The following is a 22,120-nucleotide window of genomic DNA, read 5'->3' as shown; positions in this document are numbered from 1 at the left end:
CGTTTTACCGATACTTTTAAGGTGAAACAAGGATTTGTCATTTCAATTGCGCTCGTTCTATCCTTGTTTTCCCATTCCCTTGGTGCCTGGGAAACCGATATCGATTACAACTACGAATACGAAAAAAATGGACCTTATACAAAATTTTCAGATTGGGTGCCTTACAAACTCCATAAATGGGAACCAAAGTATTTGGAAGATTTTTATGAGTTGTACAATCTCAAACAACATTATAACGATAATGAAATCAGAAAAAATATCTATTGGTTAAAAATTGCTTTAGGGAAACGATTCCGCCACCCAAAACATTCTTTGTGTGAAACCAAAACAGAACAAGAATACTACAAATATCGTAATTTGATGTTTATGCATATCAACATTCAAATCATGCGTTCCTACATGAGACTTGCCTCCAAATTTGACAAAAGACATGTTTATTTTTATAATTTAGATTTTGCACATGAACTCAAAGAAAGTTTTGGAGTGGCGGAAGCATTTTATAAAGAAGCCATCCCCTATTGGGAAAAAGCAAAAGAGTATGCTGACAAAGCAAATGAAGTACCCGTTGATTTGGACTTAGGAACCATTGAAACCGAACGGTATGAAATTGTGACTGGCAAATTGGATTTTGGTCATATCATTGAGAACCATTTGGACCGGCTTGATGGGAAAAAGAAAATTGTTTCGGAATATTTGACAAAGTATCCAGAAGCAGATGCCAAAGCACTTGATCTTGCAGACAGAGAAAATTAAAATTCCATAAACAAAACAGCAATGTCATCATGAATGATTCGTTCTTTGTCTATGAGACAATTAGCGATCATTTTTTTGAGTAAAGTATCGGTTGTATCCGAAACAGAAATCATCTCAGAGAGTTCTTGTAAAAAAACATCAAGACCAATATAACCACCTGTCTCTTCTTCTAATTCATAAATTCCATCAGAATATAAAAGCAAACGATCTCCAGGCTCAAATGTTTTAGAAATGGTTTTCCCTTCCCAATGATCTAGTAAAAGGATGGGGTACATTTCATCTTTTACGAGTTTCATCACTCGTTCATCTTCTTTCCAAAATACAACTGGGGGATGGCCTGCAAAACTAAACTCTACCTTTCTTTCTTTGGGATAAAGACGAAGTACACAGGCAGAAATATGGTGTTTGAAAATAATGGTTTTTAGTTCCAAATGCATAGCAGAAAGAATCGCAGAAGGACTGGATTCCAATTTGGAATGTTTTTTAAAGGAAACAGCTGCTATCCCTGAAACCAAAGCAGAAGAGATTCCATGACCAGAAATATCACCGAAGAAAATATCGATACATTCTTCGCTAAGTCTTTCATACAAAATCAGGTCACCACCAATTTCATCGTATGGTAAAAAACGAGATTGGATTTTTACATTTTGAATTTCGCCAAAATCTTTGGCAACCCACGCTTCTTGGGTTAATTTGGCAAGGGCCAAATCTTCTTTTACATCGGAATAAAATCTTTGTAAGATTTTTTCCTTTTTCATCAGTTTGATTTCATTTTTAGCACGAACTAAACCTTGCGAAATAAAACCTGCGACCAAACCTAACAATTGTTTTGTTTCTTCCGACCAGTTCCCAATTTGTTCGTAAGTTGTAATACCGAGAATCCCGATCACACTCCCCTCATCTCGTAATCCCACGACAAGGATAGATCGAACCTCAGCACGTTTAAACAAATCCAAATGCCAAGGTTCATCTACCATCAATTGAGTATCAGCAATATGAATCACTCCATCCGAAGCGAGAATCCCCAATCTTTCTGGATTCATTTTGGCAATGGGAAGTTTTGTACCTACCGAAAATAAAGAAGGGATGCCATCTAATACCCATTCGTGGGTTACTGATAAAAATTGTTTGTCTGATGAAATTTCGGCTGCAAAAACCCGATCGGCTCGGGAGTATTTTCCAAGTTCTTCCAAAGCAAACTGAATGGCATCCGATACAAATTCAGCTTTGGTATGGACAAAGGTTTTGGAAACTTCTGTCACGATTTGGGAAAATCGTAACAGTCCAGAAAGTTTGACTTCGGACTCACGAATGGAAGAAATTTCAATTTGTTGGCCCCAAATTCGCAAGAGGTGTCCATCTTCCACTTGCCCATGTGAATTCATTAAAAAAACTCTTTGGTTGCCATCCGACAATTCAACTATGTATTCGTAATTTTCTAATTGGTAAGTGTTTTCAATGAATTTTCGAAGTAAAAAAACACTCTTTAGTGTCACAAGGTCCTTGAGATACTTTCCCACAATCTCATGGACAGAATGGTATCCATAAAACTTCGCCATGGCCAAATTACATTCCCGGATCACGCTATGGTTCCATACATATTCCATCTGTTCTTCTAAGGAGAGGGAAATTGGCATGGGGATGTCCAACTCGTAACACCAGATGGCGTCTTTGGAAAGGTGGATGAAGCTCTCTAAATGTTGGTAACGGCCATAATCCGGTTTTCGAGAACTCATCTAGATTCTAGCCTTTATGAATCTTCAGTCACTGCCACAAAAAAAACATAACTTGTTGGGAATCTGAAAATTTTCTGAATTCTCTTCGAAAATTAGCCGATTCCGTTGACCAAATTCCCCCGTTTGGAGATAGTATTTCGAAATGGCGGAAGCTTAAATGAGGCAATTTTGCTACAAATTTAAGCGTAAGGTTTCCATTATATGCAATTCGTTTAGAAACTGGGCATGACTTTTAACTCACATTGCTTAGAAACTCCACGAAACCCTTATATTTAGGTCGAAATGCCTTGGTATAAATCTTGCATCTTGATGGACATCAGATTACAACAATCAGACCGACCTCTGAAAGAAGGAGAATCAAATGCAGTTCGCAACCCCAAAATTTACTTCCGGAAAGGAAGTGGTTGAGTATGCCAAAAAAAATGGAGTCATTTTCTACGACTTCCGCTTCACGGATATCAAAGGAATGTGGCATCACGTTTCTTATTATGTGAATTCAGTTGATGAAGAAACATTCAAAGGAATTCCTTTTGATGGATCTTCCATTGCTCGTTGGCAGCCAATCAATGCTTCTGACATGCAGCTACACCCAGAAATTTCTACGGCTTTTTTAGATCCGTTCACTGCTGACAAAACACTCGTTATGTTTTGCGATGTATGGGACATCTACAAAAAACAATACTATGAAAAATGCCCTCGTTCCATTGCGAAAAAAGCATTAGAGTTCATGAACAAATCCGGAATTGCTGACACTGCTTACTTCGGTCCAGAAAATGAATTCTTCGTTTTTGACAGCTTAAGAGTTCGTGATGAAATCAACTGCCAATACTATGAATTAGATTCTAACGAAGGAATCTGGAACACTCACTCTGAAATTCCAGGAACAAACAATACAGGAAAAATCAACTTCAACTCCGGACATCGTCCTGGAACTAAAGGTGGATACTTTCCAGTAGCTCCGATTGACTCTCAAGTTGACCTCCGTGCTGAATTTGTAAAAACTCTAGAAGCCATCGGAATGGAAACATTTGTGGTTCATCACGAAGTGGCACAAGCACAAGGGGAAATTGGTGTTAAGTTTGGAACTTTGATTGAAGCGGCTGACAACGTTCAAAAGCTAAAATACATCGTGAAGATGGTGGCTCATAAACACGGAAAAACTGCTACTTTTATGCCAAAACCACTTTTTGGCGATAATGGTAACGGTATGCACGTTCATATCTCTCTTTGGAAAGGTGGAAAAAACCTTTTTGCTGGAGACAAATACCAAGGTCTTTCTGACTTCGCATTCAACTACGTTGGTGGAGTTTTGAAATACGCAAGAGCTTGTGCTGCGTTCACTAACGCATCCACTAACTCTTACAAACGACTCATTCCTGGATTCGAAGCTCCGTCTATCTTAGCATACTCTGCTCAGAACCGTTCTGCTTCTTGCCGTATTCCTTTTGTGAGCGGTGAAAAAGCAAAACGTGTAGAATTCCGATTCCCAGACTCAACAGCTAACCCATATTTGGCGTTCGCGTCACTTCTTATGGCTGGTATGGCCGGTGTCGCTGAAAAAATCGATCCAGGTCCTGCACGTGAAGAAGATCTTTTTGAACTTTCATTGGATGAAATCCGTGAAAAAGGAATCCGCCAAATGCCTCACACACTTCGTGAAGCAATGGAAGAGATGCTTGCTCAAAGAGAAATTTTTAAACAAGGTGATGTGTTTACAGAAAACTTTCTACAAACATACCAACACTACAAGTTTGAAACAGAAATTTGGCCATGGGAAGGTCGCCCTCACCCATACGAATTCCTCACTACTTACTCTTGTTAAGAGAAAAGGCCCCGGTAACCCCGGGGCTTTTTTTTGTTTACCATTCTTAATCTCTTCAAAAAATGACAAAAGAACTAAAGATTTAGTTCAACCAAACGATCTAAGGTGATAGGGCGAGGTAGCTCAGATGGTTAGAGCACAGGATTCATAACCCTGAGGTCACGGGTTCGACTCCCGTCTTCGCTACCAAAGATCGAGAGGACAAGGTATGAAAAAAACAAACCGTTTGTTTTCAATTCTGGTTCTGGTATTATTTACTGGTTCCATCCAAGCAGCTGACTTTCCTAAATGTAAAGAGGCCTGCGATAAGTTTTATAGCTGTACAGTGCAAGTGAATCCCAACGCTTCTGAAGAGCAAAAATCAACACTCAAACGTGGCTGCGAATTCAATTGCAACCGTCCCAAATACTATAACAAAATTGCGGGCTGTCTCACTGGTGGTGATTCTTGCAAAGCTTTCTCTTCTTGCATCATGAAAGAAATGCAAGCCAACAAATAACAAAAGACCTCTAGCATAATAACAAAAAACTAAGACTACCAAATGTAGCCTTAGTTTTTTAACGTACAACAGGGACCGGCGCCGACTTAGTTGTCAGTTCCGGTTTTTTGTGTGATTTGTTTGGAGAGTGATTTGGCTTCATCCAATCGAAGAGAAAGGATCTTAGAGATTCCTGGTTCTTCGTTTGTGACTCCAAAGATGGCATTGGCCCTTGAGATCGTGGACTGGGCATGCGAAACTACAATGAATTGTGTTTTGTCTTTGAACCGGTCAAGAATCTGGCAAAATCTAAGTTTATTTGCTTCATCCAGAGCCGCATCAATCTCATCTAAGAAACAGAATGGACTTGGTTTGACCATGTAGATAGCAAATAGAAGCGCAATTGCGGTAAGAGACTTCTCTCCCCCAGATAACAATCGTAAGTTCTGCACATGTTTTCCGGGAGGTTCTGCCATGATCTCCACTCCGGAATTGAGAGAATCTTCTTTTTCCGTAAGTTCCAGTGTGGCCCTTCCCCCATTAAAAAGTGTTGAGAAAGTTTCTTGGAAGTTCTGTTTGATTTTTTCAAACGTTTCTTGGAAAAGTTTTTCGGACTCTTCGTTGATTCGTTTCAAAACTTCTTCGATGTCTTTTTTGGAACTTTCGATATCAACCTTTTGTTTTAGGTTGTGTTCGTAGATTTCTTTGATATTTCGATATTCTTCAATCGCCAGTGGATTGATGGAACCAAGAAGTTGGATTTCGGATTTAGCAGAACGTAATCTTCTTTCTTCAGCCTTTTGGTCAAGTTCCAGTCCCCCACGTTCTGTTTCCAATTCAGAATCGGTAAGAGAGTAATCATTGTACAACTCTTCCACAAGAGAATCAATTTGAACTTTGAGTGCGGAACTAGTTCTTTCTTTTTCTGAAAGTAAAGGGAGAAGGTTTTGAAATACTTCTTGGTTTTTTGTGATATTGGATTTAATTCCGGAAATTTCTTCCACAAGTGACTGCAGGGTTTCTTTTTCAGATTCCAAAATTCGACTCATGGAAAGAAATTCTTGGTAAGATTCTTCGATTTCTTTTTCTAGAACCTCAACTTCCTTTTCCAAACTATCTTTTTTCTCACGAATGACAGACTCTTGTTCTTTTGCCCCTAAAATTCGTTTTTCAATTTCACCAATCCTTTCATCTAGGACTGCAATTTCCTTTTGTTGGTTTTCCAAACGAGAATTGGATTCCAGAAGTTTTTTCTCGAGTTCCACAATATGAGTTCTTGTTTCTTCCCAATGGCTTCTATGCAAAATGATATTACTTTGGTTGTCTCGAATTCCCCGTGTTAGGTTTTCGTTTTCTAAAATTAGGTCTTCGATTTCTTGGTCTATGGATTCTTTTTTAGATAGGATTCCGTCTTTATCAAAAAGTAAATTTCTAAAATCATCTTCTCTTTTCAAAAAGGATGTGAGTTTTTCTGAGTAACGACTGAGTTGAATTTCTTTTAGGTTGGAAATTCCGTCATTTACCATTGATGATTCTAAATTTTTAAGGGCAGATTCTAATTTGTTTTGATACAAATTTAAATCAGAAAGAAGGTCTGCTTTGTCAGCATTACGAATTTCTTCCCCTTCTCTTGATTCCCTTTTTTTGTTTTCTAACTCTTGGATTAGTTCGAGTATGACTGTTTTTTGTTTTTCCCGAAGGATGATATGGCGTTTTTCATTTTCGCCAATCCTACCTTCCTTTTCTTCAATGGACTTTTCTTCTTCTTTGATGGAAAGCTCTAAGGATACTCGTTTTGATTCCAAACTTTGGATCTCTTCTTGCAGAGTGGATTGGATTTCTCTTTGGCGTTCGTTTTCCAGTTCTATCGCACGTTTTTCCACTTCGAGTCTGATTGTGGCCTGGTTTTCCGTTTCTAAAGCTGAAAGGATTTCCCCAATCCGAAGTTCATACTCCAAGATAAAGGTTTTGTTTTTAGCTATTTTTTCTTTTTGGATTTGGCTTTTGGAAAGATGATCAAATAACTTTTTATCAATTTCTGCAATCTCTCTTTCTTTGGCCTCTTTCGTGGTTTCTTTTTCAGAAATCAAATTGGTTTCGTTTTGGATGAGAGATAAAATTGATTTATTTTTTTCGCGGATCTCAAGCAGATCTTCATCTGACTTTTTCATCCGACGTTTGAAGTCTCGTAACTTTAAAAACCTTAGGTTTTTGTCGGACTCATCCAAATCAGATTTGAGTTTGAAATACTGTTCTGCCTTTTCTGATTGTTTTTCTTTGACTTCTAGGTCTTTCACCATAGAGTTCATAATGTCTTGGATACGAAGAAGGTTTTGGTTGGTATCATCCAACTTCTTTGTAGCTTCTTTCCGATCCAGTTTGAACCGCGAAACTCCCGCTGCTTCTTCAAAGATGGCCCTTCTTTCTTCCGGTTTGGAATTGAGAATTTGATCCACTCGTCCTTGTTCTAAAATGCTATAACTGGATTTACCAATTCCTGTATCGAGGAGTGTTTTTTCGATATCCTTTCTTGTAGTTCTGATATCATTGAGATAATATTCGTTTTCTCCATCAGGATACAAACGACGAGTGATTTTTACCGATGGATAATCTATGTTGAAAAAATGGTCATCGTTATCAAAAAGAATAGAAACTTCGGCAAAACCGGCAGCTCGCCTACTCTCTGTTCCGTGGAAGATGACATCATCCATCTTTTCGCCTCGAAGTCCCTTGGCGCTTTTTTCTCCAAAGACCCATTTGACTGAATCGACGATATTTGATTTCCCCGAACCATTCGGTCCGACGACAGCAGTAAACCCGGGATCAAAATTGATCTCTGTTTCATCCGCAAACGTTTTGAATCCAACAATACTTAGGCTCTTTAAATGCATATATGTTTCGCCGTTCGATTTCCCTGTTTCCCGGTTGACACCACTTGGGAGACATAAGAAAAAACCTTAGATAGTATTATGTCCCAAATTATCGATCCCATTTCCAGTGAAATTTTTGAAAGAAAGCCGTACTTACAAAATTATTTCAGGAACTTCGCATCCGATCTCCATTGGGAATTGGGTTCTGCGAAGAAACCAGGGGAATATTATGTCTCATTAAACGGGGAACCACTCTCTTCTTCCTTCTCTCCCCTAACACAAGCCATTCGACTTTTAGATACTTACTCCTTACGTTCAACGGATATTGTCATTTTGTTTGGACTTGGAAATCCCCACCTCATCCAAAAGATCAGTGAAACTTTGGCACCAGGCCAGATTTTCATTCTAATTGGAGATGATGAAACACTAATCCCTGTTATCTGGGACAAAATTTTAATCCCGGTTTTAAAGATACCCGGTAGGCATTTGTTTTCTGGAGATGCATTTTTTCCCTTATTTTTTAACTATCTAGAGTCCCTACCGATTGAACGAGTGAGTGGACTAAAAGTCATTCGTAACCCAACCGACACAAATCGAAACTTGGTCTTTCGTGAATTAGAAGAAAAAACCCAAACTGTATTTTCAGCAAAGATGAGTGACCTACTCACCAAGTTTGAATTTGAAAGGTTATGGATTAAAAACTCCATTTGGAATTTAGTCCATGTAGGAAAAGAAACACCTATTCGTTATCCCATCTCTTCTTTAAGGGAAAAATTCAAAGGACTAACCGCCGTACTCGTGTCAGCGGGTCCAAGCCTAAGAAAAAATCTTTCTTGGCTACAGTCAGTAAGAGACAAAGTTTTTGTTTTGTCATGCGATACTTCGCTAAAAGTCCTGATCAAAGCGGGGATTGAAGCGGATGGTGTTGTCACACTGGATGCCCAAACCAATTCCTTTTTTCATTTTATGGGAGAGTCTCTGACTCAGATTCCTCTTTTTGCAGATTTGGTAAGTTCTCCCACACTCCTTAGGGAACCGATGTTTCAATCAGTGGTGCATTCTGTCACAGCAAAATACCAAGTAGATGCGGAAGGTTCACTTGTCAGGGAAGTCACAGCAGGAGGAGAACTCGCCGAACAGGTATTTCATGAAGTAGGAGATATCCAATCGGGGGGATCAGTGGCAACCACAGCCTTTGATATGCTTAGGTATATGGGTTTTACCTCTGTTTATTTTCTTGGCCAAGACTTGGCGTATTCGGGAAGGGAAATCCATTCCACGGGAACCCATCACAATGAAAAATGGCTCACCCTAATCAACCGGAAGAATAGTTTAGAACGAATCAACGAAGTCATCATTCGCAAAAGAGAAACCAGGTTTGTACCAAGGGCTGGTAACGAAGGATCCGTTCTTACCGATTATGTTTTGGATTTGTATAGACACTGGTTTGAAGAGTCAGCAACCACTGTGACCGAGATGAAACTATTTAATGTAAATGAAGACGGCGCAGAAATTACCGGAATCAAGTCTCTCAGTCCAGAAAAAGCAAAAGAAAATTTGAATGAAATTCCAAACCACAATTACCCTTGGAAGGAACTTCCCATTTGGAAGATAAATTCCAAAAACAAAAATGGATTTGAAAATTCGCAATCGAATGATACTTCTCGCTCTAAAACAAACCAGGGAAAAACAAAAAATCACAAAGAAATTCCTTCCTACTTAAATCCCCAAGGATCAGAAAACCTATACAATAGAATCCAAAAAGATTTGGAGTTTATGGAAGAAGGACTTAAGAAATTTGAAGAGAATACGCAAATCCAGTCTTTCCAAGAATCCGACATTTGGATTTGGATGCGGGAACAATCGTATTTACGAAGGATGGTGCGTAAAACAGAGATTTATATTTTACGCCATAAAGACTTGGAACTTGTAAGAAAGAACCAACTCATGATCCAATCCATCAAAAAAGAAATTAGGTATTTAAAACGAAGTCTTTATCCAATGATGGATTCATTTCCTGAAAAAGGATGAAACACAGAATTGTCTTCAAACTCAGGAAAATAATCAAAAAATAATTTTTGCGACACCACTCGGTAAGCAAAAGGATTTTTTTCCGCATAGCCATCTGTATAGGGAAGAGCGGGCAATTGGTGGAAGTTGATCCTTTCCTCAAAATTAATAAAATCTCGACGACTCAGTTCTGGTCTTAACTCTAAAACAGTTTCTTTGAGTAAGTTCCAATCCAATTTAAAACTCATCCTTGCCCCCCGAAAGGCGGGAGACCTTTCCAATAAATTGACAAGTCGTTTCACCGGACAATCCATATGGTAGTATTTGGTTGCATACACTTTGACAAACCTTGCGGCAAGTCCCATTGGTTCCCAAATGAGTTCAGATTCTATATTTTCAGATTCTTCTTTTTTGATTTCACTGAGAACAATATGTAGTTCTGGAATGGATTGCCGACCTGTCATAATCAAAGTAGATTCTTCCATTCCAAATTCCCCATAATACAACCATTTGTAAAAGTCCTGGATTTCTGCTTCCGGATGGTCTTCTACAAATTTGGTAAGAAGAAAAAGTTTTTCTTTATTTGTGAGTATGGATTCGCGTTCAGTTTGCATTTTGTGTAGCTCGCAGTTCTTTACCTAACACCAAACGTTTGATGTTTTCTCTATGCGAATAGGAAATGAGGAAAAAAGTAGCAACTAACACAAAAAAGATGACGGGATGGTATTCTGAGTCCGGAATGTACTTTGTAGTTCCAAAATACCAGATGGGCATGGATAAGGTTGCCAAAATGGAACCAAGGGAAACAAATCCAGAAATTTTATACACAATAAAGAAAATCACAACCGCACAAACTGTTACAATCGGAACTAAAGTCATATACACACCGAGAGCTGTGGCCACTCCTTTTCCTCCTTTGAAATGAAGGAAAGGTGTAAATGTATGCCCGAGAATGGCAACGGATCCAAGTAAAATTTCTGTTGTGGTTAAGGAATAAGGAGATTCAATATAGGAGGCGGCAACGACCGGAATCGCACCTTTCAACGCATCTAAAAAGAGAGCAATGATTCCATACTTCCAACCGATCACACGACCCACATTGGTGGCACCGATGTTACGGCTGCCGTGTTCGCGGATGTCAATCCCCCGCACTTGTTTGGCCAGAAGATACCCGACCGGAATGCCACCTAAAAGGTAACTCAATAGGATTGCAGCAAGAATCATTCCTTGCCCTCCTTACCCTCGTTTCTGTTCCGAAGTTCGATCTCAACCGCTAGGCCATCCAGTCCGAACTCCGCTACTATACTCTTTCGGTAAAAGCTTAAAATATTTGACGGAAAGAGTTTCGTATCATTGACGAAGAATAAAATTTTAAAAGGAATCTGGGACACTTGCGTGGCATAATACACCTTCGGAGGTCGATTGGATGCCTTCTGCACCTTATTTTTGCCCCCCCATTTGCTTAACCAGTCATTTAAGGCACGGGTGGTGAGCTTTTTCTGGGACTTTTCATAAAGAGCCACAACCGACTCCAGGAGTTTGTGTGTGCGCACCTTTTCTTTGGCAGAAAGGGAGATGAGGGGACGTTCCTTTAAAATCGAAAGTTTTGCTTCCATTCGGTCTTTGTAGTGTTTCCAAGAATTGGATTCTTTTTCTGGAACGAGATCCCATTTGTTTACAGCCACAATCATTGGTTTTCCAAGCTCCTGGATTTCTCCAAATATCTTTTTATCAAATTCGCCAAGACCTTTCATAGCATCTACAAGAAGGACCACCACATCGGCTTCTCCCAAACTATGGAGCGTTCGTTTGTAAGAATAAAACTCTAAACTTTCCCCAGTTTTGGATTTTCTGCGAATCCCGGCCGTATCAATGATTTCCAATTTTTGGTTTTGGAAATAGAACTGATCGGAAACAGAATCTCTTGTGGTTCCAGGCACATCGCTCACAACCGCACGTTTGTATCCGAGAAAGGTATTCAGAAGCGACGACTTACCGGAGTTAGGTTTTCCAATGATAGCAATTTTGCAATACGGATCTTCCGGCATTTTGATTTTGTCTGGAAGAAAAAAATTAATCTTTTGATAAAGAAGGTCAAAATTCCTTCGCCCAAGGGCAGAGATAGGAAGGAGTTCGTTTAACCCTAGTTTGTAAAATGGTTCCAAATCATATTCGTCTTGTTCGGTATCCACTTTGTTGATAAGAGTTAAAACCATCTTATCTTTTAAGATTTCATCTTTTTTAAATAGTTCGATCAGTCTGTGATCATACTTACGTAAATCTTTATGATCGATTACATGAAGGATCAAATCCGAATTTCGTAAATGTTCAAAGGCAATCTCAATGATTTCCTTAGAGATTTCATCGATATTTTCAATATCAAGACCAGGAGTGTCTGACAAAGTGAAAGGAATTTTAAATTCTGATCTTTCGACAGTCTTTTGTAACACATCTCTTGTCACACCAGCTGTATTTTCTGTGATAGCACTTTGTGCGCGGAGGATGGCGTTGAATAGTGTGGACTTACCCACATTTTGTCTACCAACAATGGTGACCACTGGAAGTCCTTTCATTTGCGTAGGTGTTCCTTCATGGCTCTTTCCATATCGATTTTGGCTTCCTTTTTTTGGATGTCTTCACGTTTGTCGTAAAGTTTTTTTGGTTTGGCTAAAGCGACATCAATCTTCACCAAACGGTTGTTTTTAAAGAAACAGCGAGTGGCCACAAGAACCAAACCCTTCTCTTTGATGGAACGATCAATTTTTTCGATTTCTTTTGCTTTTAAAAGGAGTTTGCGAGGCCTAATTTCAGGATGGTTCGCATAACCTCCATTTTTGTAGGGAGGAATTTGAAAGTTTTCTAGAAACACTTCCCCATTCCGAATTTTCGCAAAACAATCGGTAAGGTTTCCCTTTTTTTCACGAAGGGATTTTACCTCAGATCCTGTGAGTACGACACCAGCCTCGAACGAATCTAAGAGTTCGAAATTAAACTTTGCCTTTTTGTTGATTAAAGGATCGGTTCCGCGTGGTTTGTCGTCTTTTTTGGTTTTGCCCATAGTTATTATTGCCTAAGCGAATGGTGAATTTGCACAAGTCTTGCAATTTCAGCCCCAATCAAATTTGGCATGGAAAAAAAGTTATCTGCCGTAATTTGGATAGAGTCTTGGAACACGTGTTCCGCAATGTAGCGAGACCCAAGTCCCACCCCTAAAAATACATAATTTTTGTCCTGGTTTTTCAGTACAGCTTCTTTCAACTTTCTGGTATCAAAAGACGCAAGTTCGTCTTCGATATATGTCTTTGCCCTTTGGCCCCGGAAGTCAGAAAGGATCACAATGATCTTAGTTTGGGCATCCGGCGAAAAAAACCGCTCCGAATTGGAGAGAACTTGGTATTCTGGAATGCTGTCCCCATGCCAATTTTTACAAAGAGCAGAAAATACCTCTTCTTCCTTTTCCGCAGTATAATCTTCTTCCGCCGATTTTAAGTTAAAAATATCCACTGTGTCTTTGGAGTTTTTGATATCACAGAAAGTATGGACACTGGTTTTGATATCATGTTCGTTTAGGATATGCAAACTCACAAGGAGAGCCGAAAGCATCGCAATCGAATATTCAAAGTTAAAGATCCTACGGCATTTCGAAACAAGGAAGGTGACTTCTACACCTTTTAATTTTTCATCATTCTTTTCGATGATGGTTTTATCGAAGATTTTAGTATCTCCCCTTCCACTTTTGTACGAGATGTATTTTCTTGCATCCACCCGTGACCCTTCGTTTTTATACATCCGATGGATGTCAATTTCTGGATCAAAAAGTTGTTCTAAATTGAGTTCGACCTCTTCCAATTCCTTTCCAAAGACCGACTTAAATTCTTCAAGGCCTACCATAATGGAATAGTCCCAAAGAAGACGGCGTTTTTTTAAGAATTGTTTGTAGAGTTCTTCGGTTCGGTAACCCCAAGCACCACCACCACCTTGTGGTTCTCCTTGGCCTTGGTTTCCTTGGGTGTCTTCACCATACCAGGCGTCGGCACCTTCTTTGATTTTGCCACCAGTTTCGGGGGTATTGATTTCAATCCCCCGTTTGGTTTCTTCCCCAGAGTTTAGTTTTTTTGCAACGCCTGTTAGGGGGTCACGTTTGTGGAGTTCCGGATCCCACCAATTTTTTCGATCTAATCCTGATTCAACCGTAAACGTTTTTTTTTTCTCTTCGATTTCCTCGAAGAGTGTTGAGACGACTTCTACTCCAGAAAGATAACCTTCGAGGAGACGTTCCAGTTCCTTTCTCTCTTTGGGATCAGCGATTTGATTGGTATAATAAATCTTTCCCCCACGAATGGCTATGTCTTTTACATCCGTTTGGTTGTAACGATAGATATGATTTTTCCATTTTAAGAGATTGGCGATTCCAAATCGGTATGGCATTAAGTTTGCCGAACCAATCGTACGTTTTTCTGCGAGTTCCTTAGCTTTGAGGTGGAAACGCGCAAGGGAACGTGATAGAACCCCTTCCGGAAGATAAAACTCTAAAATTTCTTCTAAAACTTTTACATCTTCTAGTTCGGGAAAAAGAATCGGTGTGAAACGGTTACGAAAGGCACGAGAAATTGTTGTTACTGATTTAGAAGAACGAAAAGACTTCATTCCAAACACAATGGATTTTTCTGTGAGTTGGATGGGAAGGTATTCGCCGGACTCCGGAGGCAAAGTGAGGGAACGTGCATCGTCAGTTAACATATTCATCTTTTCCACAAGTTCTGCACCAGCAGATTCAAGTCCAGAGATAAGAATGATATGGCCTTTTCGAATAGAGCGTGTTAGGGGGCCGTCTACCCAAGTCACACTTTCAATATTTCCTTCTTCTGTTGGCTTTAAGGCACCCACTACATCGGAGGTATGCATCCCTTTGGATAACATCACAGACTCCAGTTCGATTCCTGTAAGCTCTGTAAAAAGTGGTAAAAACTCTTGTGGGTCTTGGTCTTCTCTATATTCAATTAAGATATTTTCTTTTGCTTGGATGGCGGTGAATACTTGGTCGAGAAAATGTAAAACTGGTTCTGGAGTGGGATAAGTGGAAAGAAGGGAGATGGTCTTTTTTTCATCCCAAGTTTTGATTTCCTTATCATTCCAAAAAATAGTGGAACCTTGTACATACCCTTTGGTAGGAACGAGTTTCACTGAACCACCAAACTCCGATTCGATGAGTTCTCTTTGTTTGGCTTTGTCTTCTTTTTTACGGAAAGGTTCTTCGAATAAGTAAAGGGCTTCTCTTGCCGCAACGATTTTGTCTTTAGCGCCAAATAAAACCAAACGGTTACAATACTTTTGTAAGGTTCTTAAGTTAAAATGGTATTTTTCTAAATCACCTTTTCCAATTTCCCCGGATTTGATCCGAGTTTCCGATTCCAAACTAATCCGAATGATTTGTTTGAGAACCTCTTCCCCAAGCATTGGATAAAGTTTCTTTAAGATAAAAAACATCTCCTCCGGCGAATACGGATCTACATACACTACAGCAAAATGTTTGGTGATATCAAAAGGAAGGGGTTTTCTACCTTCAAATCCTTCACTGGGGTTTTGGGTTCCGATAAACCAGAATCCTGTTTTTCCATTTACCCGTTCTCCACTTCCTTCCAAAAGATCTAAGTAGTTGGATTCGTAGACAGAAGAAAATCGTTTGATGATGTTTGGTGCACAAAGGTTCATCTCATCGGCGACAAAACTAAGTCCTTCTGACAAAGCATTAGTGAGAGGGCCATTCGACCAAGTGAATCCTTTTCCATCCAGAAGGATGCGGTAAGAACCGATGAGGTCTTCGGGGAGTGTGTCTTCGTTGAAACTAAAACGAAGTGTAGGTTGTTTACGAAGAGAGTTGATATAATAAATAAGTGCGTTTTTTCCAACACCTGCATCGCCCACAAGGAGGACAGGAATCCCTTCAAGCATGGGGTATAGAATTTTTTGTAAGGTTTGTTTTACCGAGTCAGTTTCGACTAGGCTAGAAGGGAAAACGGGAAACTTACTCGTGGGCGGGAGAACCGGCACTTTCACATCAGCGATGGTAACAAATTCCATATCCTTCAGATTTCTACCCATTTCCTAGGTGTAAACCAAATTCTATTGACCCGTACCTCCCCAAAAAACCATGATGATTCCATGGATTTCGCAAATCGAATGTATGGGATTGACTCCTCCCCCATCCGTAAGGCTTTTGAGCTTGCACGGACCATCCAAAACCCGATCAATCTCAGTATCGGACAACCTCACTTCCCTTGCCCACCTAACATCATAGAGGTTTTAACTAAAGCGGCTCGTGATGGAAAAACTTCATATACCTTAACTGGTGGGATTCCGGAACTAAAATCAGCAATGGCTGAAAAATACAGAACCCAAAACAAAATTTCTTATGCGCATGAAGACCGGATCCTTGTTACTTCAGGAATTTCTTCTGCTTTATTTTTACTCTTCAATGCACTTGTAAACGAAGGTGACGAATGTTTGGTCATCTCCCCTTACTTTTTAATGTATCCGGCGATGTTAAAATTCTATGGTGGAAAAGTAGTTCCACTGGAAGAAAGTTTCAAACCAGAAGATTTAGAATCTTTAAAATCTCGGAAATTCAAACTGATTATATTTTCCAATCCTTCCAATCCCACAGGAAAAGTCCTTTCCAAAGAACAACTGCGAGCCCTCGCGAACTTAGCGGAAGCTACTGGGGCATACCTGATCAGCGATGAAATTTATGAACTTTTTGATTATGATAAAAAGTTTTTTTCAATTGGTTCTGAGTATGAAAAAACCATCACACTCACAGGTTTTTCTAAAACCTATAATATGACAGGCCTTAGGCTTGCGACCATCCTTGCCGAAGACAAGGTGATCAAAGCTCTTACCACCTTACAGCAGTATACTGTCGTTTGTGCTCCTTCCATCACCCAATGGGCGGGAATTGAAGCACTGAATACAGATATGAGTGTCTACATCCAAGACTATAAAGAAAAACGTGACTTTGTTTATGATTCTTTAAAAGACTACTACCCCATCCAAAAATCGGGTGGGGCTTTTTATTCCTTTTTTCAAGTTCCAGTCACTGATGAAGAGTTCATCCAAAGAGCTGTCAAAAAAGATCTCATCCTTGTTCCTGGATTTATCTTTTGTGATAAAAAAGATTATGTGAGACTTTCCTTTGCTACAGAATGGGACACTTTAAAACGAGGGATGAAGGCCTTACAAGAACTTTCTAAGGAAAGTTAATTCCGTCATTCAGATTTAACGAAAGGAAGTAAATTGGATTTTATGGACGAATCGGTTTGGTTATTTCTTTGGACCCTCTCGACCTATGGAATCCTATTTTTTTTTGGCGGGGCCTTAGCCAGTTTCTACACTACCCTTGCAGAACGCATTTTACTTTATTGTTACGGTAAAAAAAGAAAAGAAACAAAGGGTCTGAAACGTTGGAAAATTATTTTTACAAAACCTAGCCATTGTCCATCTTGCGGGCATTTGGTGAAAAAAACCTATCTCACCCCAATTTTTGGTTGGTTTTTGACTCAAGGTAAATGCGACAATTGCAAAAGAAGTTTAGCCAAACTCTACCCACTTTCGGAATTTTTATTTGGACTCATTGCAATCTTTGTCTACTTTGTTTCGGAAGATATTTTTGGAACTCTCTTCCTGCTTTTTTTATTGGGACATCTTCTTGTCTCCATGATGACAGACGTCGCCAAATTTTCCCTGGATTACGAAAACTTACCTTTTATCATTTGTTTCGGTTTTCTCTCCAACTACTTCTTGTTTGGTGAATCCTTGCAAATAGAAACCCTATGGGTGTTTTTAGGATTTCTATCATTTTACCTAGTCATTTACCTTCTTTTTCGTGGGGGGACTGGCCTTGGGGATGTGCTTTTTTCACCTATTTTTTCTGCCATTGCAGGAAATCCATTTTGGATTTTATACTTTAACTCCACATACCTTCTTGCCGTAGGTTTCAGTTTTCTTTTACGAAAAAAAGGAGACTCCTTAAAGGGGAAAAAAATCCCTATGGGACTCTACTTTTCCCTCGGACTATTTTTAACTTATTTTGCAAAACTTCTTGTCCACTACTACAATTGGGAGGGATTTCCGATCTATGGAACCATTGAATGAATTACCACATATGAGAAAACTCTACACTCGCTCTGTTCTTTCGGAAGAAACAGCAGGTTCAGATCCCTTAAAATTATTTAGTCTTTGGTTTTCGGAAGCCAAAGAAGAAGGAGAAGCCGAACCCAATGCCATGAGCCTTGCTACGGTAGACAAAACAGGCCAACCATCAGTGCGCATTGTTTTACTCAAAGGACTCATCCGTGACGAGTTCCAATTTTTTACTAATTATGATTCTGATAAAGGACAGGACATTGCCACAAACAATCTTGTGGCTCTCAATTTCTTTTGGCCGAAGCTCGAAAGACAAATCCGAATCGAAGGTCGAGCAACCCGCATATCCAAAGAAGAATCAGAAACTTATTTTGCAGTTAGGCCCAGAGAATCCCAGATAGGAGCCCACACATCTAATCAAAGTTCGGTGGTGCCATCTAGAGAATTTTTAGAAGAGAAGTTTGCCTCTCTCACAAAAGAATGGGAAGGTAAAAAAATTCAAAAACCAGAAAACTGGGGTGGGTATTCCGTGTCCCCTACCAAAATTGAATTTTGGCAAGGAAGGGTGGGACGACTGCACGACAGGATTTCTTTTGAAAGAATCGAATCAGGTTGGAAACGAAGTCGTTTATCTCCGTAAGGTCTCGATTTAAAAAGTCTTTCTAAATCTCAAATACGGCAGACCCGCTAAAAAGGTTTTCCTTTCTAGCGGGCATACGGATCGCTTGATTCATAAAATCGATGCGATCAACCGTGAAGGTTGAGTAAGTGACCTAACTTTGTTTTTTTAGTCTGCAGGTAACGGGTATTTTCTTCCACAGGATCAATCTCAATGGGAACTCTTTCTGTTACGTGCAGATTGTATCCTTCGAGTCCCACAATCTTACGGGGGTTATTCGTGATGAGTTTCATTTGTTTCACCCCGATGTCTCGTAAAATTTGAGCACCAATTCCGTATTCACGTAAGTCAGGAGCAAATCCTAATTTTTCATTGGCTTCGACAGTATCCAGGCCACCCTCTTGTAAGGAGTAAGCTTTGAGTTTATTGATGATTCCGATCCCACGCCCTTCTTGGCGCATATAAAGTAGAACTCCTGTTCCTTCTTTTTCAATCATCCGTAGGGCATTATGAAGTTGAGGTCCACAGTCACATCGCTGTGAAGAAAATATATCACCTGTCAAACATTCACTGTGAACTCTTACGAGCACAGGTTTTGTAGGATCAATTTCTCCCTTAACCAGTGCCATATGGATTTTGTCGTCAATTTGTGTGGAATAAGCTTTGATTTTGAAATCACCAAACTCAGTTGGAAGATTTGCTTCCACTTCTAGGTGAATTAATTTTTCTTTGTGTCTTCTATAACGAATGAGATCTTCAATTGTATAAATATTGAGTCCATGAGTTTTTGCGAACTTTTCCAAATCAGGGATACGAGCCATTGATCCGTCGTCATTCATAATCTCACAAATGACACCACTAGGATATAGACCAGCTAACTTTGCTAAGTCGACAGCAGCTTCGGTATGACCTGCCCTTCTTAAAACTCCACCGGTAACTGCTTGTAAAGGAAACATATGACCTGGGCGCATTAAATCTTCCGATTTTGTTTTAGGATCAAGGAGAGCTTCCACCGTTTTGGCTCTGTCAGGTGCTGAAATACCTGTTGTCGTTCCATGTTTGGCATCCACGGAAACTGTAAAGGCAGTTCCATGTTTATCTCCCAATGAAAGATCATCCACCATTTTCCCAAGGCCCAAAGATTGTAGCCTTTCCCTTTCCATGGGAACACAAATGAGTCCGCGACCGTGGGTTGCCATAAAGTTGATTTTGTCTTTATCTGCAAATTGGGAAGCACAGACCAAATCTCCTTCGTTTTCTCTGTCTTCAGAGTCGACGAGAATGATCATTTTGCCTTGGCGGATTTCTTCGATTGCTTCTTCGATCGGACGTATCATTGGGGAAGGCCTCTATATACTAAAACTCTGAAAGCCGTTCCGAATTAAAGAAGATTCCCAAAGAAAGTCATTGATTTTTCCCCTTTCTTTTGTCTAAATATTCCGGATCGGAGGCCTTGTGGAACTGAAACTAAACGCAACAGGAAAGATCAAAACCATAGAAATTGCTGGAAAATTCGATATAGAATCCACAGAGGAATTTGAATCTATCTTTGCAAAAATCATCGAACCAAATCCCAGTATTGTTTCTATCGATATGAGCCGTCTCGACTATATTGACTCTTCTGGAATTGGTTCTCTTATCAAAAGCCTCAATTCACTGAAAAACAAAAAAGGCAAACTCATCCTAGTGGGTATGAAACCCATGATTATGAACGTATTCAAATTAGCTAAACTAGATATGTTTTTTGAAATTATGAATGAAATAGATTTTCGAACCAAATATGTTTCTGATGACGACACTGATTCCGAAATCGACGATTTACTAAAACGGAACTAAAACTCAAGACCTCTGTTCCAGATAATTTTCAATGTATTTGGCAAGAACATCCACTTCTACATTCAACCATTGGTCTTTTTTCCAGGAATTTGCATTTGTTTTTTCCATCGTCTCAGGAATCAGGATCAGTTGGATATTTCCGTCTTTCACATCGACAACTGTAAGGCTGATTCCATCTAAAGTCACAGAACCTTTTTTAACAAAATAACGTTGTAGTTCTTTTGGGATCGCCACCCAGAACTCTTCTACTTCGGCTTCGATTTGTTTTCTACTGATGACTTTTGCCATTCCGTCCACATGGCCTTGGACCATATGACCACCAAACCTTTGTCCGAGCGCCATCGCTCTTTCTAAATTCACAGAAGATCCTTCCCCTAACCGAGACAAGTTGGTTAATTCTAAAGATTTAAAAGATGCATAAAAATTAAAAACATTCCCTAAATCACTGAACTCAGTGACTGTCATACAAGCTCCATTGATGGCAATGGAATCTCCTATTTTTAAATCAGGATTTTCCCATTCTGTTTCGATTGTGAATTGGATTCCCGAATCAATTGGTTTTATAGTGATTACTTTTCCGAGGGTTTCGACAAGACCTGTAAACATTGGGTTAATGACTCCTTTGCGGTTTTCTGATAAAAATACGGTTTGTTCCGACTTTGTATTCGGAAATCAGTGGTTCGTTGTGAAAAATAAAAGGAATTCCATCAGGAATCGATTTTTTTTCATTTCGAATCTCCAAAATTCGATCTTCCTCTGAAAGTTCATTTTGTAGGAAGTTTGGGAAAAAACTACCGGCTTCACATAACAAAGTATTGATGCCGAGTTCTCCGAGAATTTCCAAAAACTTATCACCTTCATTCGAATCAATGAAAACTGCTTCATAAGGGGAAACCATCTTAATTTGTTCCTCTAATTCTTTAGAGATAGATTCCGAATTGTCCTCGATTAATATAAAAAAAATACATTTTTTCACTCCAAACTTTTCAGTCAGTTCCCTTTGTTTTGCAAAAAAAACATCAGAGGGAAGATGGTTTGGATCCAAACAAAAGATACGAAATGGTTGGTATACTTCTTCCTCTAAACGATGTAATTTTTCAGAATCTTTTGTATAGGATAATAACGAAGATATGAGTCCAGATCCCGCTTCAAAAAAAGGTTCTAATTCGGTAACTCTTTGTCCTGGTTTCTGCGTAAGAACCATCTCATCTGTAATTCGAAAATGAAGGGAGGGAGAATCGGAAATTACGGTTCCTGGACCAACAGCGATTGCATCCATTTTCGCACGGAGAACCTGCAAATATAAATCCATTTCCTCTGAACTCACACGTTCCTTTTTTTTCTCTTTCGAAGCATAATTACCTTCAATGGATGTGGCTGCTTTGATCCAAACCCAAGGCCTTCCCGTTTGGATTCGGTGTAAAAAACCTTGTAAAAAAGGTAGGGAAACCTTTGCGAGCATGGGATCCAATGTAACAGAAATTCCAGACTCTGTATACTTTTCCCAATCTCCCGAAGTCACTAAAGGATTCGGATCTTTCCAACCGAGTTTGATTTCTTTAGGTTTTTTTTCAATCACCAAATCGCGGCAAGGTGGTGTTTTTCCAAAATGGGTACAGGGTTCTAAACTAACAGAAAGGAATTGGCTTTCACCAGCACTCGGATAACGTGAATAAAGTTCCCTTTCGGCATGGTTCCCACCAAATTTTTGGGTATGTGCACTGGCAAGAATGGAGCCTGTTTCATCAGTTAAAACAGCAGAGACGGGAGGATTGGCTCCGGTTTTTCCCATTGCCAAAAACCCAAGTAGGGAATGCAGAGAATAAGTTTCCTTCCGTTTCTCTGCATCCATAA

At 39.5% G+C, this 22,120-nt stretch carries 18 protein-coding genes and 1 tRNA gene; 9 read left to right on the top strand and 10 right to left on the bottom strand.

Annotated elements, in window-relative coordinates; all coding sequences use genetic code 11:
• The first annotated feature begins 39 nt into the window (after nt 1-39).
• Nucleotides 40-753 carry a hypothetical protein gene (locus tag CH364_RS05975; RefSeq protein WP_243401312.1) on the top strand — a complete coding sequence of 238 codons (714 nt, stop codon included), beginning with the start codon at nt 40-42 and terminating at the stop codon, nt 751-753.
• Here the strand turns inward: CH364_RS05975 and CH364_RS05970 are convergent.
• Nucleotides 750-2,489, bottom strand: coding sequence for a PP2C family protein-serine/threonine phosphatase (locus CH364_RS05970; protein WP_100742636.1), 1,740 nt, complete (start codon nt 2,487-2,489; stop codon nt 750-752). The two genes, CH364_RS05975 and CH364_RS05970, sit on opposite strands and share 4 nt — an antisense overlap.
• Before the next feature lie 361 nt (nt 2,490-2,850).
• On the opposite strand from CH364_RS05970, the gene glnA reads away from it, so the two are divergent.
• From glnA to CH364_RS05955, 3 genes are all read left to right on the top strand, one after another.
• Nucleotides 2,851-4,311: a type I glutamate--ammonia ligase gene (glnA, locus tag CH364_RS05965; RefSeq protein WP_100742635.1), complete on the top strand. Its 1,461-nt coding sequence runs from the start codon at nt 2,851-2,853 to the stop codon at nt 4,309-4,311.
• A gap of 112 nt (nt 4,312-4,423) precedes the next feature.
• Nucleotides 4,424-4,500: transfer RNA gene (locus CH364_RS05960), tRNA-Met, on the top strand.
• Between the two features lie 19 nt (nt 4,501-4,519).
• Nucleotides 4,520-4,810, top strand: coding sequence for a Cys-rich protein (locus CH364_RS05955; RefSeq protein WP_100742634.1), 291 nt, complete (start codon nt 4,520-4,522; stop codon nt 4,808-4,810).
• A gap of 86 nt (nt 4,811-4,896) precedes the next feature.
• Here the strand turns inward: CH364_RS05955 and CH364_RS05950 are convergent, their stop codons facing one another.
• Nucleotides 4,897-7,680 carry a chromosome segregation SMC family protein gene (locus CH364_RS05950; protein ID WP_100742633.1) on the bottom strand — a complete coding sequence of 928 codons (2,784 nt, stop codon included), beginning with the start codon at nt 7,678-7,680 and terminating at the stop codon, nt 4,897-4,899.
• A 78-nt stretch (nt 7,681-7,758) separates the two neighbouring features.
• Between CH364_RS05950 and CH364_RS05945 the strand changes: the two genes are divergently transcribed.
• Nucleotides 7,759-9,690 carry a motility associated factor glycosyltransferase family protein gene (locus CH364_RS05945; RefSeq protein ID WP_100742632.1) on the top strand — a complete coding sequence of 644 codons (1,932 nt, stop codon included), beginning with the start codon at nt 7,759-7,761 and terminating at the stop codon, nt 9,688-9,690.
• Here CH364_RS05945 and CH364_RS05940 read toward each other — a convergent pair.
• Genes CH364_RS05940 through CH364_RS05920 form a run of 5 tightly spaced genes read right to left on the bottom strand, consistent with a single transcriptional unit; the run spans nt 9,654 to nt 15,750 of the window.
• Nucleotides 9,654-10,283: a hypothetical protein gene (locus CH364_RS05940; protein ID WP_100742631.1), complete on the bottom strand. Its 630-nt coding sequence runs from the start codon at nt 10,281-10,283 to the stop codon at nt 9,654-9,656. The two genes, CH364_RS05945 and CH364_RS05940, sit on opposite strands and share 37 nt — an antisense overlap.
• Nucleotides 10,273-10,893, bottom strand: a complete 621-nt coding sequence (gene plsY, locus CH364_RS05935) for a glycerol-3-phosphate 1-O-acyltransferase PlsY (RefSeq protein WP_100742630.1) — start codon at nt 10,891-10,893, stop codon at nt 10,273-10,275. Before plsY ends, CH364_RS05940 begins: the two co-directional genes overlap by 11 nt.
• The gene (gene der, locus CH364_RS05930; RefSeq protein WP_100742629.1) at nt 10,890-12,242 is read right to left on the bottom strand and encodes a ribosome biogenesis GTPase Der; all 1,353 of its coding nucleotides are present in this window, start codon (nt 12,240-12,242) and stop codon (nt 10,890-10,892) included. The genes plsY and der overlap by 4 nt, the downstream gene beginning before the upstream one ends.
• Nucleotides 12,239-12,727, bottom strand: coding sequence for an SsrA-binding protein (gene smpB / locus CH364_RS05925; RefSeq protein WP_100742628.1), 489 nt, complete (start codon nt 12,725-12,727; stop codon nt 12,239-12,241). The genes der and smpB overlap by 4 nt, the downstream gene beginning before the upstream one ends.
• Nucleotides 12,728-12,732: 5 nt before the next feature.
• On the bottom strand, nt 12,733-15,750 hold the full coding sequence (locus tag CH364_RS05920; protein WP_100743436.1) for an AAA family ATPase: 3,018 nt from the start codon (nt 15,748-15,750) through the stop codon (nt 12,733-12,735).
• A gap of 81 nt (nt 15,751-15,831) precedes the next feature.
• Between CH364_RS05920 and CH364_RS05915 the strand changes: the two genes are divergently transcribed.
• From CH364_RS05915 to pdxH, 3 genes are read left to right on the top strand one after another with little or no spacing between them, the layout of a single operon-like run.
• The gene (locus CH364_RS05915; protein ID WP_207762242.1) at nt 15,832-16,929 is read left to right on the top strand and encodes a pyridoxal phosphate-dependent aminotransferase; all 1,098 of its coding nucleotides are present in this window, start codon (nt 15,832-15,834) and stop codon (nt 16,927-16,929) included.
• 42 nt (nt 16,930-16,971) lie between these two features.
• Nucleotides 16,972-17,820: a prepilin peptidase gene (locus CH364_RS05910; protein WP_100742627.1), complete on the top strand. Its 849-nt coding sequence runs from the start codon at nt 16,972-16,974 to the stop codon at nt 17,818-17,820.
• The gene (gene pdxH, locus CH364_RS05905; protein WP_207762241.1) at nt 17,813-18,451 is read left to right on the top strand and encodes a pyridoxamine 5'-phosphate oxidase; all 639 of its coding nucleotides are present in this window, start codon (nt 17,813-17,815) and stop codon (nt 18,449-18,451) included. The genes CH364_RS05910 and pdxH overlap by 8 nt, the downstream gene beginning before the upstream one ends.
• 107 nt (nt 18,452-18,558) lie before the next feature.
• Here the strand turns inward: pdxH and CH364_RS05900 are convergent, their stop codons facing one another.
• Nucleotides 18,559-19,767 carry a bifunctional 3,4-dihydroxy-2-butanone-4-phosphate synthase/GTP cyclohydrolase II gene (locus tag CH364_RS05900; protein ID WP_100742625.1) on the bottom strand — a complete coding sequence of 403 codons (1,209 nt, stop codon included), beginning with the start codon at nt 19,765-19,767 and terminating at the stop codon, nt 18,559-18,561.
• Nucleotides 19,768-19,885: 118 nt separating this feature from the next.
• On the opposite strand from CH364_RS05900, the gene CH364_RS05895 reads away from it, so the two are divergent.
• On the top strand, nt 19,886-20,266 hold the full coding sequence (locus CH364_RS05895; RefSeq protein WP_100742624.1) for an STAS domain-containing protein: 381 nt from the start codon (nt 19,886-19,888) through the stop codon (nt 20,264-20,266).
• A 3-nt stretch (nt 20,267-20,269) separates the two neighbouring features.
• Here CH364_RS05895 and CH364_RS05890 read toward each other — a convergent pair whose 3' ends face one another.
• Both CH364_RS05890 and CH364_RS05885 read right to left on the bottom strand, forming a co-directional pair.
• Entirely contained in the window at nt 20,270-20,872 is a 603-nt protein-coding gene (locus tag CH364_RS05890) for a riboflavin synthase (protein WP_100742623.1), read from the bottom strand.
• Nucleotides 20,873-20,876: 4 nt separating this feature from the next.
• Nucleotides 20,877-22,118 (bottom strand): dihydrofolate reductase family protein, encoded by a 1,242-nt coding sequence (locus CH364_RS05885; RefSeq protein WP_100742622.1) that lies wholly within the window; start codon nt 22,116-22,118, stop codon nt 20,877-20,879.
• Nucleotides 22,119-22,120 lie beyond the last annotated feature (2 nt).

Source organism: Leptospira harrisiae (assembly GCF_002811945.1).
GTDB classification, from domain to species: Bacteria; Spirochaetota; Leptospiria; order Leptospirales; family Leptospiraceae; genus Leptospira_A; species Leptospira_A harrisiae.
Note: the sequence above shows the minus strand (reverse complement) of the source record. Positions and strands in the feature narration are given on the sequence as shown.

Bases quoted from the DNA above. Each gene is read 5' to 3' on its own strand.
- CH364_RS05910 (WP_100742627.1), top strand. From the start codon at position 16,972: ATGGACGAATCGGTTTGGTTATTTCTTTGGACCCTCTCGACCTATGGA.
- CH364_RS05950 (WP_100742633.1), bottom strand. From the start codon at position 7,680: ATGCATTTAAAGAGCCTAAGTATTGTTGGATTCAAAACGTTTGCGGAT.
- CH364_RS05915 (WP_207762242.1), top strand. From the start codon at position 15,832: ATGGATTTCGCAAATCGAATGTATGGGATTGACTCCTCCCCCATCCGT.
- CH364_RS05945 (WP_100742632.1), top strand. From the start codon at position 7,759: ATGTCCCAAATTATCGATCCCATTTCCAGTGAAATTTTTGAAAGAAAG.
- CH364_RS05885 (WP_100742622.1), bottom strand. From the start codon at position 22,118: ATGGATGCAGAGAAACGGAAGGAAACTTATTCTCTGCATTCCCTACTT.
- CH364_RS05940 (WP_100742631.1), bottom strand. From the start codon at position 10,283: ATGCAAACTGAACGCGAATCCATACTCACAAATAAAGAAAAACTTTTT.
- CH364_RS05955 (WP_100742634.1), top strand. From the start codon at position 4,520: ATGAAAAAAACAAACCGTTTGTTTTCAATTCTGGTTCTGGTATTATTT.
- CH364_RS05970 (WP_100742636.1), bottom strand. From the start codon at position 2,489: ATGAGTTCTCGAAAACCGGATTATGGCCGTTACCAACATTTAGAGAGC.
- der (WP_100742629.1), bottom strand. From the start codon at position 12,242: ATGAAAGGACTTCCAGTGGTCACCATTGTTGGTAGACAAAATGTGGGT.
- glnA (WP_100742635.1), top strand. From the start codon at position 2,851: ATGCAGTTCGCAACCCCAAAATTTACTTCCGGAAAGGAAGTGGTTGAG.
- CH364_RS05920 (WP_100743436.1), bottom strand. From the start codon at position 15,750: ATGGAATTTGTTACCATCGCTGATGTGAAAGTGCCGGTTCTCCCGCCC.
- plsY (WP_100742630.1), bottom strand. From the start codon at position 10,893: ATGATTCTTGCTGCAATCCTATTGAGTTACCTTTTAGGTGGCATTCCG.
- smpB (WP_100742628.1), bottom strand. From the start codon at position 12,727: ATGGGCAAAACCAAAAAAGACGACAAACCACGCGGAACCGATCCTTTA.
- CH364_RS05900 (WP_100742625.1), bottom strand. From the start codon at position 19,767: ATGATACGTCCGATCGAAGAAGCAATCGAAGAAATCCGCCAAGGCAAA.
- CH364_RS05890 (WP_100742623.1), bottom strand. From the start codon at position 20,872: ATGTTTACAGGTCTTGTCGAAACCCTCGGAAAAGTAATCACTATAAAA.